The 16,166-nt window shown below is 32.3% G+C and carries 14 protein-coding genes; 11 read left to right on the top strand and 3 right to left on the bottom strand.

Going from position 1 to position 16,166, the window contains the following annotated elements; translation table 11 throughout:
* Positions 1-4: 4 nt before the first annotated feature.
* Together SHI72_RS03455 and guaA are read right to left on the bottom strand one after the other, a co-directional pair.
* Positions 5-1,927, bottom strand: a complete 1,923-nt coding sequence (locus SHI72_RS03455) for a lytic transglycosylase (protein ID WP_039117767.1) — start codon at positions 1,925-1,927, stop codon at positions 5-7.
* A gap of 62 nt (positions 1,928-1,989) precedes the next feature.
* On the bottom strand, positions 1,990-3,519 hold the full coding sequence (guaA, locus tag SHI72_RS03450) for a glutamine-hydrolyzing GMP synthase (RefSeq protein WP_039117766.1): 1,530 nt from the start codon (positions 3,517-3,519) through the stop codon (positions 1,990-1,992).
* Between the two features lie 640 nt (positions 3,520-4,159).
* Between guaA and SHI72_RS03445 the strand changes: the two genes are divergently transcribed.
* Both SHI72_RS03445 and SHI72_RS03440 read left to right on the top strand, forming a co-directional pair.
* On the top strand, positions 4,160-5,350 hold the full coding sequence (locus SHI72_RS03445; RefSeq protein ID WP_323489064.1) for a sialate O-acetylesterase: 1,191 nt from the start codon (positions 4,160-4,162) through the stop codon (positions 5,348-5,350).
* 5 nt (positions 5,351-5,355) lie between these two features.
* Positions 5,356-6,444 (top strand): sialate O-acetylesterase, encoded by a 1,089-nt coding sequence (locus SHI72_RS03440; RefSeq protein WP_323489063.1) that lies wholly within the window; start codon positions 5,356-5,358, stop codon positions 6,442-6,444.
* A gap of 535 nt (positions 6,445-6,979) precedes the next feature.
* On the opposite strand, the gene SHI72_RS03435 is transcribed toward SHI72_RS03440, so the two are convergent.
* Complete coding sequence (locus SHI72_RS03435; RefSeq protein ID WP_323489062.1) at positions 6,980-7,693, bottom strand: hypothetical protein; 714 nt, start codon at positions 7,691-7,693, stop codon at positions 6,980-6,982.
* 290 nt (positions 7,694-7,983) lie between these two features.
* Here SHI72_RS03435 and SHI72_RS03430 point away from each other — a divergent pair, with 290 nt between their 5' ends.
* The 9 genes from SHI72_RS03430 to SHI72_RS03390 all read left to right on the top strand — a co-directional run bounded on the left by SHI72_RS03430 (position 7,984) and on the right by SHI72_RS03390 (position 16,159).
* On the top strand, positions 7,984-8,904 hold the full coding sequence (locus tag SHI72_RS03430) for a J domain-containing protein (RefSeq protein ID WP_323489061.1): 921 nt from the start codon (positions 7,984-7,986) through the stop codon (positions 8,902-8,904).
* Positions 8,897-9,202 carry a chaperone modulator CbpM gene (locus tag SHI72_RS03425; RefSeq protein ID WP_323489060.1) on the top strand — a complete coding sequence of 102 codons (306 nt, stop codon included), beginning with the start codon at positions 8,897-8,899 and terminating at the stop codon, positions 9,200-9,202. The genes SHI72_RS03430 and SHI72_RS03425 overlap by 8 nt, the downstream gene beginning before the upstream one ends.
* Before the next feature lie 298 nt (positions 9,203-9,500).
* Positions 9,501-10,013, top strand: a complete 513-nt coding sequence (locus tag SHI72_RS03420; RefSeq protein ID WP_039111056.1) for a hypothetical protein — start codon at positions 9,501-9,503, stop codon at positions 10,011-10,013.
* A gap of 43 nt (positions 10,014-10,056) precedes the next feature.
* Positions 10,057-10,974 (top strand): phytanoyl-CoA dioxygenase family protein, encoded by a 918-nt coding sequence (locus SHI72_RS03415; protein ID WP_323489059.1) that lies wholly within the window; start codon positions 10,057-10,059, stop codon positions 10,972-10,974.
* A 341-nt stretch (positions 10,975-11,315) separates the two neighbouring features.
* A complete protein-coding gene (locus tag SHI72_RS03410) occupies positions 11,316-11,702 on the top strand; it encodes a RidA family protein (RefSeq protein WP_039111058.1) in 387 nt (128 codons plus the stop codon).
* Between the two features lie 208 nt (positions 11,703-11,910).
* A complete protein-coding gene (locus tag SHI72_RS03405; RefSeq protein WP_323489058.1) occupies positions 11,911-13,137 on the top strand; it encodes a voltage-gated chloride channel family protein in 1,227 nt (408 codons plus the stop codon).
* 245 nt (positions 13,138-13,382) lie between these two features.
* Entirely contained in the window at positions 13,383-14,387 is a 1,005-nt protein-coding gene (locus tag SHI72_RS03400; protein ID WP_039111060.1) for a DHH family phosphoesterase, read from the top strand.
* 6 nt (positions 14,388-14,393) lie between these two features.
* The gene (gene gldI / locus SHI72_RS03395; protein WP_086894616.1) at positions 14,394-15,041 is read left to right on the top strand and encodes a gliding motility-associated peptidyl-prolyl isomerase GldI; all 648 of its coding nucleotides are present in this window, start codon (positions 14,394-14,396) and stop codon (positions 15,039-15,041) included.
* 23 nt (positions 15,042-15,064) lie between these two features.
* Positions 15,065-16,159 (top strand): peptidylprolyl isomerase, encoded by a 1,095-nt coding sequence (locus SHI72_RS03390; RefSeq protein WP_323489057.1) that lies wholly within the window; start codon positions 15,065-15,067, stop codon positions 16,157-16,159.
* Positions 16,160-16,166 lie beyond the last annotated feature (7 nt).

Raw genomic sequence — 16,166 nt, 5'->3', positions numbered from 1 at the left:
TTAATTATTTGCTAATGTATAATTCTAATTTAGCGATACTCCAATTTTTATAAAGCGGTGAATTTTCTTTTTGTTTGTATTTATACAAAGCTTCTTCTATGTTTTCAAAACTCTCAGCATAAACATAATACGACTGACTGTTTACATTATAGAAAAAACTAGCATTAAAATCCCCCGAATCTATTAGTTTCATAATAAATTGATCCCTTGGCGTAGCGTCTGTAAATATACCTAAAACCAAGTAATATCCATTGGGAACTGCTTTCAGGTTATCAAAAAATTCAACTTTAACATCTTTATTAGTATAAAGAGGATCTTCTTTTATTTTCTGTTTTATTTCGTCTAATGATAACGCTACAATTGAAGTTTCAGTATTTCCCTGATTCTGAATTGCATTATCTTGGTATCTTTTTAATTTAACCAAAGCTACTTTATCATCAAATGCTCTGGCCTCAGATCCATAAAATGATGCTTTACTAATATGTCGCTTTACCTCAATTTTTTTCTGAGTATCTAATGAATCAATTTTGGCAATCAATTTCTGATTCTGAGCATCATTTTTCTCCTGATCAATCTTATAATATTTGATTTTTTCTAAAGAAAGACTTTGCAAAAGGGTTTCGCCAGTTTTATTTTTTGTGTTTTCACGAACCTTTCTCTTATACTCTTGATTTTCTTCTACAGCAATTCGCTCTACTTTATTCATCAATCCCGCATATGATTTTCTGTTCTCGGCTAATTCTTTTTTAAGTTGAGAAGAAAGCTCATTAGTTTTAGCAATACCCTCGTACGAAAGTTTTTCTAAACGTTTAGATTCTTTCATATTCAACACATCCATCTTTTTTAAGTCATATAAATCATCTGTCATACTAACAACTAATGAATCTAATTTTGACATTAAAACTTCCTGAACATTTTTATTCGCTTCCAGAACTAATCTTAGTTTTTCTACCGAATTTCCTTTTAAACCATCCATTCCCTTAAGATCAACATTAAGGTCATTAATTTTAATAACCTTCTCGTTCATCTCTTTCTGAACAACAAGTCTATCTTTTAAATCTTCTAATTCAATTGTCTTGGCTTTCGTTTTTTCGACTACAACTTGTTTCTCTGCCAATGCAAGCATCAATTCTTCATTGTCGTTGGTAGGCGTAATTTCTTTGGTATTGATGGCTAGTTTATTTCCTTCAACTAGTCCGTTTACAATTTCGGGATTTTGAGCTTCAAGCTGATCAATTGTAATTCCGTATTTTTTAGCAATCGAATATTTTGTCTCTTTTGGTGCTACAACATGAAAAATAGTTTCTCCGTTGATAACACGAACACGACCATCGAGTGTTTTTCTTTTATTAGGGATTGCAATAGTTTGTCCTATTTGCAAACCATTTAATAAAGTTTCTTTATTTAAGGTTTCTAAATCCTGAACCGAAACATTGTATTGTCTGGCAATACTAAATAACGATTCTTTGGCCAAAACCTCATGCGTCACTTTTGATGAAGTAACATTACTTGCAGATGCAATCTTAATTATACTGGCAGCATCTTGTGGAATAATAAGTTCCTGACCAATTTTTAATCCATCAGCAAGAATCGAAGCATTTGCATTTTGAATGGCTTCAACACTCACATTGTATTGTTTTGATAATCCAAACAAAGTTTCTTTGGCAGCAACTGTGTGCGTAAGTTGTTTGGTTTCTTTCTCCTTGACTGGAGAATGTACTGGAATTCGGATAATCTGACTATCCTTTAATCCACTTTGCGATTCGGGATTTAATCTGTAAATCTCGTCTAAGGAAACTTTATACTTCTGGGCAATGAAATAAGCAGTTTCTCCTTTTTGGATTTTGTGTTCAATAATTGATTCTTGCGCAGTTATTTTGTTAAAAGACAAAATAAAGACAAGAGAAATCGTTAAAAGTTCTCTCATAAATAGTAGGTTTGAAAAAATTAAGGCATTACAAATGTAATGCCTTAATTTGAAAAAAAATACTATTCCCACTCAATTGTTGCAGGTGGTTTTGAGCTGATATCGTAAACTACACGATTCACGCCTTTTACTTTATTTATAATGTCGTTAGAAACTTTCATTAAGAAATCATACGGTAAATGTACCCAGTCAGCAGTCATACCATCGGTAGATTCTACAGCTCTAAGCGCTACTACCTTTTCGTAAGTACGCTCATCACCCATTACACCAACACTATTTACAGGAAGTAAAATTGCCCCTGCTTGCCAAACTTTATCATATAATCCCCAAGATTTTAACCCGTCGATAAATACGGCATCAACATCTTGCAAAATTTGTACTTTTTCTGGAGTAATATCTCCAAGAATTCTAATTGATAATCCAGGTCCTGGAAAAGGATGTCTTCCTAATAACTCTGGATCTATTCCTAAAGTAGCACCTACTCTACGTACTTCATCTTTAAAAAGCATACGTAATGGTTCTACAATTTTCAGTTTCATGTAATCTGGTAATCCACCTACATTATGGTGTGACTTAATAGTTGCCGAAGGTCCTTTTACAGAAACCGACTCGATAACATCAGGATAAATTGTTCCTTGTGCCAACCATTTTACATCTTCTATAAGGTGCGATTCATCATCAAAAACTTCGATGAATACACGTCCAATAGTTTTACGTTTGGTTTCTGGATCACTAATTCCTGCTAATTGAGACAAGAAACGATCTCCAGCATCTACTCCTTTTACGTTTAATCCCATTCCTTTGTATTGATCTAATACATTTTGGAATTCGTTTTTACGAAGTAAACCGTTATTTACGAAAATACAATATAGATTCTTACCAATAGCTTGATGTAATAATACAGCTGCTACTGTCGAATCTACTCCTCCAGATAATCCTAAAACTACTTTATCATTACCTAGTTTCTCTTTTAATTCTCCCACCATCTCTTCAACAAAAGCATTTGGTGTAAAGTTTTGAGGAACTTCAGCAATTTTTACTAAAAAGTTTTCTAGCATTTTTGATCCATCTGTAGAATGGAATACTTCTGGATGATATTGAATACCATAAGTAGTTTCACCTTCAATTTTGTAAGCAGCAAATTCTACGTCGTGTGTACTTGCTAATTTCACTCCATTTGTAGGCAAAGCTTTAATACTATCACTATGACTCATCCAAACTTGACTGTTTTCAGAAACACCTTCAAAGAAAACTTCGTCTTCTTTAATATAAGTCAAATTGGCTCTACCATATTCTCTAGTATCTGAAGCAGCTACTTTTCCGCCGCTAAAATGAGCTAGATATTGTGCTCCGTAACAAACTGCCAACATTGGAAGTTTACCACGAATTTGAGATAAATCAGGATGTGGAGCATCTTCTGCGCGAACAGAGAATGGGCTTCCTCCTAAAATTACTGCTTTATAACTTGATAAATCACTCGGAAAATGATTGTATGGGAAGATTTCGCAGAATATATTTAATTCGCGAACTCTACGCGCAATAAGCTGAGTATATTGCGATCCGAAATCTAAAATAAGTACGTTGTGTTGCATGCGCAAAAATACTTTTTATATTCCGAATTGAAAAATTGAATTCTGATTTTTTTTTCAAAATTAGGATCAAAGCTTCAAAGCCACAAAGGTTCTGAAATTTCAAAAGCATTACAATAACGTCTTATCGTTTTGAACGTTTATCTTTTAAGGTTTTATCCATTCTTAGCATACATCCTTTATTCATTTTCAAATTTACCCGAAAATTTTATTACAAAACTTCATTATTAGTTATCTGTTTGACTTAAAAAAACCACACAAAACAAAATCATTACTAACTAAAAACCAGTGCTTTATATAATTTTTAAAAGCCAAAAACCTACAAAACAATTAAATATTAGCTTAAATTTTGTGAAAATTATTTTTACAAAAAGAGCAACGAAATAACTCTTTAATAATCAATAACTTAAAAATTGAACACCAATTAAACATTTTCTATATTAAAATCATTTTTTTTCAGAATAAAAAACATCTCAATTGCTCTCAAAAGAAAAAATTTATTTTAATATTAAGAAAAAATTTACACAAACATGTTCTACATTTACAAAAAATATAATACTTTTTTTACAAAAAAAATATTAAATATTAATTACGTCCTTTAAATTAAATCTATTTTTTAAGGATAAACTAAAAAAACAAGTCAATGAAAAATAAAATTACGCTATTACTCTTTTCGGTCCTATTCACCTTTTTAGGATTAAAAACATCGGTTGCACAAACCAAGAAAAATCCAATAAATGCTAATGATGTTTCCTATGATGTAATTTTGGTTTCGGGTCAATCAAATACTCATTATGGTTACCAACTTAACAAAGCTATTGATACTGTAAGCTCAAGAGTATACTCTCTTAATAGATTTGACGGATTAGATTACAGAATCGCACCTGCTAAACCAGCACTAGATTTCTGGACAAGAGCAAATGACAGAGTCGGCTTTGTTACGACTTTTTCTAATCTTTATGTAAATGATATATTAAAGAATTCAAAAAGAAGAGTTCTAATTATTCCTTGTGGCTATTCTGGAAGCAGTATTACAAGCTGGACAAAAAACCAAAACTTGTACAATGATGCCATGCAAAGAGTAAACTATGTTTTAAAGAATGTTCCTGGAAGTAAGTTAACAGCTATACTTTGGCATCAAGGTGAGGCTAACGTTGGTTGGGCAGATTACCAAAAAACACTTGACAAAATGATTGCAGATATGCGATCAGATATTGATCAAAAAAACATACAAGACGTTCCTTTTATACTTGGTGGTATGGTTCCGTATTGGGTAAATTTAGCAAGCAACAGAAGAACACAGCAAGAAATTATAAAAAGTACACCAACTAGAGTACAAAATACAGGATTTGCCGATTCAGAATTCCCTACTGTAATCGTAAAACCTAATAATAATTCTGACAATATTCATTTTGATGCTGCTGGACAAAGAGAAATGGGAGCAAGATATTATAAAGAATTTTTAAGAATGCTTAATAATGATCCAAAACCTAAATTAGTAAGTACATCCAAAGTAATTGAGCCAACGGTTGAGAAACAAACGGTATTAATTGAACCTGCAATTGAGGTACAAACTGTATCGATTGAACCTGAGGTTGCAGCAGAAAATGTAATGGTTTATCCAAATCCTACAACTGATAACATAACAGTATCAGCAACGTCAAAGATTAAAAATATAGCCATTTTCAATCAAAGTCAGCAATTAGTCTTTCAAAACAAATATGACCAAAATGAGGTTGTAATTGCAGTAAATCATTTCCAAACAGGAATTCATATTGTATCGGTAACACTTGAAAACAATATGACTAAACAAATAAAAATTATCAAAAAATAATCGACATGAAATATATAAAATTACTCTTAATATTATTTTGTTTCCAATTTTCAATTGCCCAAAACAATACAAATTTAGATCAAAGCGAAGGATATGATGTAATCCTAGTAGCTGGACAATCTAATACGCATTACGGTTACCAACTTAACAAAGCTATCGATACGGTAAGCTCAAGAGTTTATTCGCTTTATAGATTAGACGGACTTAACTATAGAATTGCACCTGCAAAACCAGTACTAGATTTCTGGACAAGAGCAAATGACAGAGTTAGTTTCTCTACTACGTTTTCTAACCTTTATGTAAATGACATTTTAAAAAATTCAAAAAGAAAAGTTTTAATTGTTCCTTGCGGATATTCAGGAAGTAGTATTACAAGCTGGACAAAAAACCAGAATTTATATAAAGATGCTATGGAAAGGGTAAATTACCTATTAGATAATATTCCCGGAAGTAGATTAACTGCTATACTTTGGCATCAAGGTGAAGCCAATGTTGGGTGGGCTCCATATCAAACAACGCTTGATCAAATGATAGCAGATATGCGTAGCGACATTCATCAGGAAGATATTCAGGAAGTCCCATTTATACTTGGTGGTATGGTTCCTTATTGGGCTAATTACAACACTTCAAGAAAGCAACAACAGCAAATCATTAAAGCTACTCCTGATAGAGTTATGAACACAGGATATGCTGATTCTGAATTTCCTACTGTAATTTCTAAACCTAACAATAATTTTGATGATATTCATTTTGATGCTGCTGGACAAAGAGAAATGGGTGCAAGATATTATAATGAATTCCTTAAAATGCAAAAAATCGCATTAGGCTTGAAAATTAATAGATACCACGAAGTTCAATATCAAATTGACTCAACAAAAACTATTGCTGTTGATAAAATTGATGTTACAGCCAATAAAAATTTAAAATCAGGAATTGTGTATGATAGTACTGGAAGTAAAGTACTTGAAGTAGATAATCTTACTAGCAACAAATTTTCTATAGAGGTTGATAAATTGCCTTTAAGCGACAGCCCATATAAATTACAAATTATAGATTCGTATAATCTTACTCACGATTACAAATTCTTTCGCTAGGCTAAATATAAATTAGCTTAACTCTTACTTTATAAATCCCTTATTTTGTTTTAATTGAATTAACAATTAAACAGAATAAGGGATTTTTATATAATAAAGGTAAACAGTAAAGCAAAACCTTAAAAGAAACCTTTGCAGCTCTGAGCCTTTGTAACTTTGAATCTCAAAAAGAGAAACCTTAGAACCTTTGTATCTCAGTACCTTTAAAAAACTAAATTCTACCTTATTTTAATCATAGCGCACGATTTCATCCGTGTGATACGGTTTGCGATAATACATTGCATTCCAATGGTTGAAACCGTTGGCAATGTTTATAACATGTTATTTGTGCTTGCAATACGTTATCGAACTATTAGTTTGATTTATATCGTATGCGTTTTACTTACATCGAAAGACAAGATTGTGTCTGTTTCTATAAAAAACCTTTGAACCTCAAAAAGAGAAACCTTAGAACCTCAGAACCTTTGCATCTATGAACCTTAAAAAACCTTAGAACCTCAGAGCCTTTGCAACTTTGAACCTCAAAAAAAAGAACCTACTCCTCTTTAGTAACTACTACAGATGCTTTAAAACCTGCTGCAAGATTGTTCCAATAGTCATGAACAATCACATTTTTTTGATCATCTAGTATTTGGATTTCGGCAGTATTACCTCCTAAAGTACCTATATTTAGTGCTTCGAACTCCATTTTATTAAATCCTTTTTCGAGAATGATTTTGATGTCTTTAAAATTAACATCCAAAAATATTTCCGATTGTATTACTTTATCATTTGAAGTTACCTTAACCAAATCGCCATCAATTGCTCCAAAATCTCTAAGCCTGATAATAAAATAATTTGCTTTGGTTTTAAAATCTCCAAACGAAATATTCTGTTTAAGCAACGTTCCTCTTCCCTCTTTTAAGCCTTGATCTTTTAGAGTTTTATTCAAATCTTTTTCCATTCCTGGTATGTATCGGTCTCCTGGATTTGCAAATTCATCAGAAGGTGTCATTGTAAAGCTATCTTTTTTACCTATTTGATATGTAGAGTTTAATTGTGACTGTACGGGTGCAATACTTGTGCTATTAAAAACATTTGGTGCTTTTATACTAGGTATTTCAGGCGGAATTGTTCCCGCAGGCGGTATTTTTTTAGGCTTAATGCCAAAACTTGCTGGAGGAATTGGTTTAAACTTAGTATTAAATTCTGCTTGAGCTGATGCTGTAACAGTTGTGATTAATAGTATAAAAAATAAAAGCTGTTTCATTCGGGTATAATATTATGGAATCAATTTTTAGATTTTTTAAAATCGAGAGTATACGCAAAAATAGCATAATTTAAATGGGCTCTACAACTTTAAGAGTTTTATAACAATATATTAGGCTAATTTTTGGACACAAAAAACCTGCCAAAAAATTATAAAAGACTTAATTGGCATTACATAATATTAAAACTTTTCTTTCAAATTTTTAATATAAAAAAATATACTATTTTGATAATTAATAACTTATTCATAACTTCAATGCTTTAATTTACCATTATTAAAACCTCATAAAAATGGATTATATAGACTATTATAAAACATTAGGAATCACAAAATCTGCGACTGAAGCCGAAATCAAGAAAGCGTATAGAAAGCTGGCAAGAAAGTACCATCCTGATTTGAATCCGAATGATAAAGAAGCCGAGCAAAAATTCAAAGAAATAAACGAAGCTAATGAAGTTTTAAGCAATTCGGAGAATCGTAAAAAATACGACAAATACGGAAAAGACTGGAAACATGCTGAAGAGTTTGAAAAAGCAGGATATGATCCTAACCAGCAACAATATTCCAGACAACAACAAAGTAATCCCGATTATTCTGGTTTTGGCGGAGGTGATTTTTCGGGAAGTGATTTTTCTGAATTCTTCAATTCTATGTACGGTTCTGGCGGAAGAAGTTCCAGAGGTCAGGCTAAATACAGAGGACAAGATTTTAATGCCGAATTACAATTAGATCTGGCATCGGCCTATACTACTCACAAACAAAATCTGACTGTGAACGGTAAGAATATCAGAATTACAATTCCTGCTGGGGTAGAAAACGGACAAATTATAAAAATTCCTGGTCATGGCGGTCCTGGAGCAAATGGTGGCCCAAATGGCGATTTGTATATTACGTTTGTAATTGCAAACGATTCTGATTTTAAGAGAGAAGGAAATAATCTATACGCCGATGTTGATCTTGATTTATACACGGCAATTTTAGGAGGCGAAGTTTTAGTAAATACTTTTGATGGAAAAGTAAAAATTAAAGTTCCTGCAGAAACTCAACCCGGAACTAAAGTTAAACTAAAAGGGAAAGGTTTTCCCGTATATAAAAAAGACAATCAGTTTGGAGATTTGTATATTACTTATACCATCAAAATTCCAACAAATTTATCCGAAAAGGAAAAAGAATTATTCCAAGAATTAGCTAAAATAAGAAATCATGAGTAGTAAAAATTTAATCCAGATAAAGCAATTTTGTATATATCATGAAATTGAAGACACCTTTATAGCTAAACTAAATAATTATGGTTTAGTAGAAATTATTGTTCTGGAAGAAGAACAATATTTACAACCTGAACAATTGCCAGCTATAGAAAAAATGATACGAATGCATTATGATCTCAAAATTAATCTAGAAGGGATTGATGCTATTGCTCATTTATTAAATAAAATAGAAGCATTACAAAAAGACCTTACTGCAACCCAAAATAAGCTTCGCCTTTTTGAACAATATCAAGTTGACTAATTTAATTAGTCAACTTAATTATAATGATGTTGCTTATACGAATATATTTCTTCGGAATAATATTCCTTTAATTCTAAAAGACTTGTTGCTTTTAGTGATTTTCTTTATGAAACTTAACTAAATGCAAGAAGTCTTTTTATTTTCAAATTACGCTGACAAGAAATAAATGAATTCGTTCAATTGGTTTTTTTATACTCTTAAAACAGGTATTTATACGTAACGACTAGATTTTTAAATACATTAATTTTGAGTCATATTTTTTTTAATACAGTCTACAACTTCCTAAAAAAAATGCCCTATGAAAAACAATTTCACCCCAACTTCCAATGCTTTAATTACGATTCCCAGAGGTTTAAAACCAATAGATCATTTTGAAAAAGGTGATGCTGTATCGGCAATATCAGTAAAACTATACAGGGGAAAAATTAAATTATCATCATCTAAAGCAAAAATTTCTTTTAGTGCAGGTAATCAATACCAATCGAATAAGATGGTATATATGACTTTAGATCGTAATGATACTCCTTATTTAGTTTGTAACTCTAATTTGCCTTTTTTACTCCCAAATGGAAAATATACCAGAGCTGACAAACTTTTTTCTGGACAGGAAATAGTTGATAAAAACGGAAAATCATTAAAAATAGATAATCTTAGTATTAAAAATCAGAAAGGTAGCTTACCTCATATTTCGACAAACATAAAATGGGACAATACTCCAAATGGTCACTTATTGTTAGTAAATGATATTGTAGTGGGTGATTTTATACTACAAGTCTATTTTGACCAATTACCACATGAAATGATACAGTAATCTGATTATTTCTTAATTTTAAACCATATCTATATTTTAAACTATGCCTTGGAATATTCTTGAAAATCTATGGAATCGTACTTTAAACCCAAATACGTTTACTACTAATGAAAATATAACTTGGGATAAAGAAATTGAAATGCTTTACCAATTTGGAATTAGCATGGAAGATACTTTACAATATCTGTATTTTGAGAAACCCGATTTTGAAGCTTTTAAAATTTGGATTAACAAAAATAAGAAAGACAAAACTTTAGAACCTGAGGACCTTACTGAAAATGTACTATCGGATGATGATCTCGCTTTTTGGAATAAAAACGGTTATGTTATTGTAAAAAATGCTATTTCTAAAAAAGATTGCAAAGACACACAGTTTGCTATTTGGGATTTCTTAAAAATGGATCCTGACAAAAAGGAATCATGGTATAACAATCATCAGGATCAAAAAGGATTGATGCTTAATTTTTCTGATCATGAAACGTTAAACAGAAATAGACTTTCTCCTCGTATAAAAAAAGCGTATCAACAGCTTTATAAAACTAACAATATATATAAAACGATTGATAAAGTAAGCTTTAACCCACCAGAAACTAAGGAGTTTGTTTTTTTAGGCGGCGCTCTTCATTGGGATGTTAGTTTAAGTTTACCTATTAGTTTTGGATTGCAAGGACTACTTTATCTAACTGATTGTGGTGCTCAAGATGGTGCTTTTCATTGTGTTCCTGGATTTCATAACAAAATAGATTCTTGGCTAAAAAACCTTGAATCTGATATAAACCCTCGAGAGGAAATATTTAAAATAACTCAACCTGTGCCAATTGTTGCAAATGCAGGCGACTTTATTATTTGGCAAAATACATTGCCTCATTGTGCATCTGCAAACCGAGGTAAATCCCCTAGAATGGTACAATATCTTACTTATTTTCCTAATGATTATACTAGCAACGAAAAATGGATATAGGTCACAATATGCTATAAAACACTTTTTTATTTGTGTTAAAAAACAATTTTTAATTGGTTTAAGAAGTTTCTCTTATTCGCAATCTCGCGTGAGGGATGGCAACAGAAAGCCCACAGCCTGACGAAGGAAGTGCGAGGACTTGCCGTGAACAGCCCGACCCGTAGGGACACGCCCAAATCATGAAATTTTATCACAAAAACTGATTATTTATAAGGAATTATTAGCGGTGTTTTACAGATTTTCTTGTGCATTTTTTATAAATTGCAGCATATTAATCTAACTATGAATTGCTCTTTAAAACCACAAAAAAGCAGTTCGAAAACACACAAAACAACCTTATAATGAAAAGAGAAAACATCTTGACGGGATCACCATGGGAAGACAAAATGGGATACTGTCGCGCAGTTCGCATTGGTAACATCGTAGAAGTTTCGGGAACTGTTGCAATTGTTGATGGCGACAAAGTTAAAGCAGATGATGCTTACGCACAAACTTTGAACATACTGGAAAGAGTCGAAAAAGTATTGGAAGATTTAGGAATCGGCATGAAAGACGTAATTAGAACACGAATTTTTACCACCGATATTTCGACTTTTGAATCTGTAGCTGGAGCCCATTCGGCGTTTTTTAAAGATATAAAACCAACAACTGGTTTTTACGAAATTAGTAAACTTGTATCTCCTGAATACTTGGTAGAAATAGAATTTACTGCTGTAATTGTAGAATAACAAACAATCATTAAATTATAAAAATCAAACACGACTCGAGCCTGAAAGAGCGAACAGACGAAGTAATTTCACTAATTACCACAAATTCATTTGTGAAATTAATATCACAAACTAAGTTAGTCTTTAGAATTCGTGGTAATTAATGAAATTTGTGTTCAAAACTGATTTATTATATTTGCACCCACACAAGCACAGTTAACCCTCTTTAATGAATTTAAAAGCAACTATACTTCTCATTCTCAAATGGTTTTTCATTTGTGCTTTAATAGGTGTTTTATCGGGATCTGCTTCGGCATTTTTTTTAATTACTTTAGAATTTGTTACTCAATATAGAATCCTACACGATTGGATTATCTGGCTTCTGCCAATTGGCGGATTACTTGTAGGTTTTAGCTATTATTACTTAGGGAAAGATGTTGTAAAAGGCAATAATTTATTGCTCGAAGAATATGAAAATCCTAAGCAAATTATTCCGCTAAAAATGGCTCCTTTAGTTTATTTTGGAACTATAATCACCCATTTATTAGGTGGTTCGGCTGGTCGCGAAGGTACTGCAGTACAAATGGGCGGTGCAATTGCTGATCAATTTACCCGAATCTTTAAACTTGATAATTCTGAAAGAAAAACATTAATTATCTTAGGGATTAGTGCTGGTTTTGCATCTGTTTTTGGAACACCATTAGCTGGTGCTATTTTCGCCCTTGAAGTTGTATATTTTAGTAAAATTAACTTAAAAAGCATTTTGCTTTCTTTTTTAGTGGCTTACGCAGCTTATTTTACTGTCGAAATTTGGCAGGTAAAACACACTCATTATAGTATTCCGCTTGTGCCGGAAATCACCGCGACTAATCTATTTTATACTTTAATTTGTGGAACTTTATTTGGGTTTGCTGCTTTATTATTCTCCCGTAGCACACATTTTTGGGGTTCGTTATTCTCTAAAACGATAAAATATCCTCCACTTCGTCCTTTTGTTGGCGGAATCATTCTGGCAATTGCTATTGCTGGTTTCGGATTTTCAAAATTCTCAGGATTAGGAGTTCCAGTAATTGTTGACGCTTTTACAAATACTAATGCCTGGTATGATTTCTTACTTAAGATTCTCTTTACTGGATTTACTTTAGGCGCTGGTTTTAAAGGCGGAGAAGTTACTCCCCTCTTTTTTGTAGGCGCAACTTTTGGTAGTGCTTTATCTCTCATTGTTCCTATGCCAATTGCGCTTCTTGCCGGAATGGGTTTTGTTGCCGTTTTTTCTGGCGCAACCCACACTCCTATTGCTTGCACCGTTATGGGAATAGAACTTTTTGGTATTGAAAGCGGAATTTTTATTGCCATTGTCTGTGTTATAGCCTACTTATCATCGGGTTCTGTTGGCATTTACAAATCGCAAATTGTAAAAGGTCCTAAGTATGATTTGTATCAGAAATGGTTTTGATATAGCATTTAGTTGCAGTATGCAGTTGCAGCTCTCAGTACCAGTCTCAGTTTTCAGTTGCGATTGCAGTTAAAAAATCAAATCTAAAGTTGCTCACTGAAAACCGCAACTGCGACTGAAAACTTAAAGTTATAAACTAACAACTATAAACCAACTACTATCAACTAAAAATAAGAAGATATAAAAGCATGTTAATGTCTAAAATGTTTTCAGGTTTACAGTAAAAAAATGTAAATTCGCACACTATGAAAATACAAGACATTCAAGCCATAAAGTTGTTACTTGCAACTCCCAAAAAAATTGCCATAATTCCGCACAGAGGTCCCGATGGAGACGCCATGGGCTCAACCTTAGGTTTATACCACTTTTTATTAAAAAATAATCATGAGCCAATTGTAATTGCTCCGAATGATTTTCCAGATTTCCTTGCTTGGTTACCAGGTTCTGAAACTGTAAAAGTATTCGAAAAAGATATCGATAACTGCACTAAAATTCTTGAAGAAGCTGAGCTTATTTTTACGCTAGATTTTAATGCTTTACATCGCACTGGCGAAATGGAACATACTTTGGCAAAGTTAAAAGCTCCATTTATAATGATTGATCATCACCAAAAACCTGATGATTACTCTGCTTACACCTATTCTGATACTTCATTTGGATCTACTTGTGAGATGGTTTATAATTTCATTTCTTTCTTAGACAAAAAAGAAGATTTAGACAAAACTATCGCAACTTGTATCTATACTGGAATTTTAACCGATTCTGGTTCTTTCCGTTTTCCTGGAACAACTGGAAACACGCATCGTATTATAGCTGAGCTTATTGATTTGGGTGTCGAAAACACGCAGATTCCGATTTTACTTTATGACAACAGTTCTTACAGTCGCTTGCAATTACTTGGAAGAGCACTGCAAAACCTGAAGATTTTAACTGAGCATAAAACTTCTTATACTTCTTTAACTCAAGCCGAATTAGATGAGTTTAATTATGTAAAAGGTGATACTGAAGGAATCGTAAATTACGGTTTAAGTATGAAAGGTATCGTTTTTACTGCTATATTTATTGAAAATAAAGACGAGAAAATAATCAAGATTTCTTTCCGTTCTCAAGGTGGTTTTGATGTAAATGAGTTTGCTAGAGCTCATTTTAATGGTGGCGGACATAGCAATGCTGCTGGAGGAAAATCAGTTGATTCGATGGAAGAAACTTTGAAAAAATTTGAAGATTTAGTAACCAAACTAAAAATATAACCTACCATGAACTATCCTAAAATATTTGCTTCAGCTATTGTTTTAGCCGTTTTAGTTTCGAGCTGTAAGCAACATGAAGATGCCAGAAGACCCATTTCTATTTCTTCGGGAACTTTCATGAAAAAATCTATCGAGCGAAATAAAAAACTTGTAGCTACTGAAGAAGAACAAATTAAAGCTGTTATAAAAAACAATCCTAAAATAAAATATATTGCTTCGACAAAAGGATATTGGTACGCTTACGAAAACCAAAATACTACAGATACTATAACTCCTAAAAAAGGAGATGTTGCTTTTTTTGACTATGAAATAAAAGACTTAAAAGGAAATGTTATTTATAGTGAAATGGAATTAAGACCTCAAACTTATTTTGTAGATAAACAAGAAATCATGATGGGGCTGCGTGATGGTATTAAATTAATGCACAAGAATGAAACTGTAAATTTCTTATTCCCATCTCATATGGCTTATGGTTATCATGGTGATGAAAAAAGAATTGGAATTAATCAGCCTTTAATCTGTACGGTTACGTTACACAATTTTGTTCCTGAAACTGCTTATAGAAGACAAATGGAAACAAAAAAACCAAAATCTGAGACTCCTAAACCTACAACTCCTGCAGCTCCTGCAATAAAGAAAGATTCATTAAATTAATAAAAACAACTAATATTTTTAAAATGAAAAAAAGCCTCATATTATTATTACTTGCAATTACAACTCTTTACTCTTGTAAAGACGAACATAGCAATTTACCTGATGGTTTATATGCCGAAATTGAAACAAATAAAGGAAATATCATTGTTGAATTAAATTATCAAAAAGCGCCTATTACTGTAGCCAACTTTGTAACGCTTGCAGAGGGTAAAAACGAATTTGTTACGAATCCTGAATTAAAAAAGAAACACTTTTTTGACGGATTAAAATTTCATAGAGTTATCGAAAGTTTCATGATCCAAACTGGGGATCCATTAGGAACTGGTTCTGGAGATACTGGATACAAATTTAAAGATGAGTTTAGCGATTTAAAATTTGACAAAGGTGGTGTTCTTGCAATGGCAAATAACGGACCTGCTACAAATAGTAGTCAATTTTTTATCACGCATGTTGAGACTCCTTGGTTAGAAGGAAAACATACTATTTTTGGTCATGTTGTAGACAAAGGAATGGAAGTTGTTAACCAAGTTAAACAAGATGATTACATCAAGAAAGTAACTATTATCAGAAATGGTGAGGCAGCTAAGAAATTTGATGCTGTTAAGGTTTTTCATGATTATTTTTCTGCTGAAGCGAAACAAAAAAGCGAATTTGAATCTAAATTTAAAGGAGTTCGCGACGAGAAATTAGCTTACTACGCTGGTTTAAAATCAAAAGCTACAAAAACTAGTTCAGGTTTAGAATATGTAATTACTGAAAAAGGTTCAGGTAAAAAACCTGCTGCCGGAGCACAAGTTTTTATACATTATGCTGGTTTTCTAGAAGACGGAACTTTATTTGATACTAGTATAGAAAATGTAGCTCAAACTTTTGGGAAATTTGACGCAGCCAGAGCTGAAGCTAAGCAATACAACCCAATACCATTTCAAGCTGGTAGTAAAGAAGGTATGATTCCTGGTTTTATCGAAGGTATCGAGAAACTTTCTTTTGGAGATAAAGCAGTACTTTTTATCCCTTCTCATTTAGCTTATGGACAAGCTGGTGCTGGAGGTGTAATTCCGCCAAATGCAAATATTATATTTGAAGTAGAGTTGTTGGAAAAAATGCCACAACAATAAGTTTATT

It is taken from the genome of Flavobacterium sp. PL02, from assembly GCF_035013205.1.
Taxonomy (GTDB): Bacteria; Bacteroidota; Bacteroidia; order Flavobacteriales; family Flavobacteriaceae; genus Flavobacterium.
Note: the sequence above shows the minus strand (reverse complement) of the source record. Positions and strands in the feature narration are given on the sequence as shown.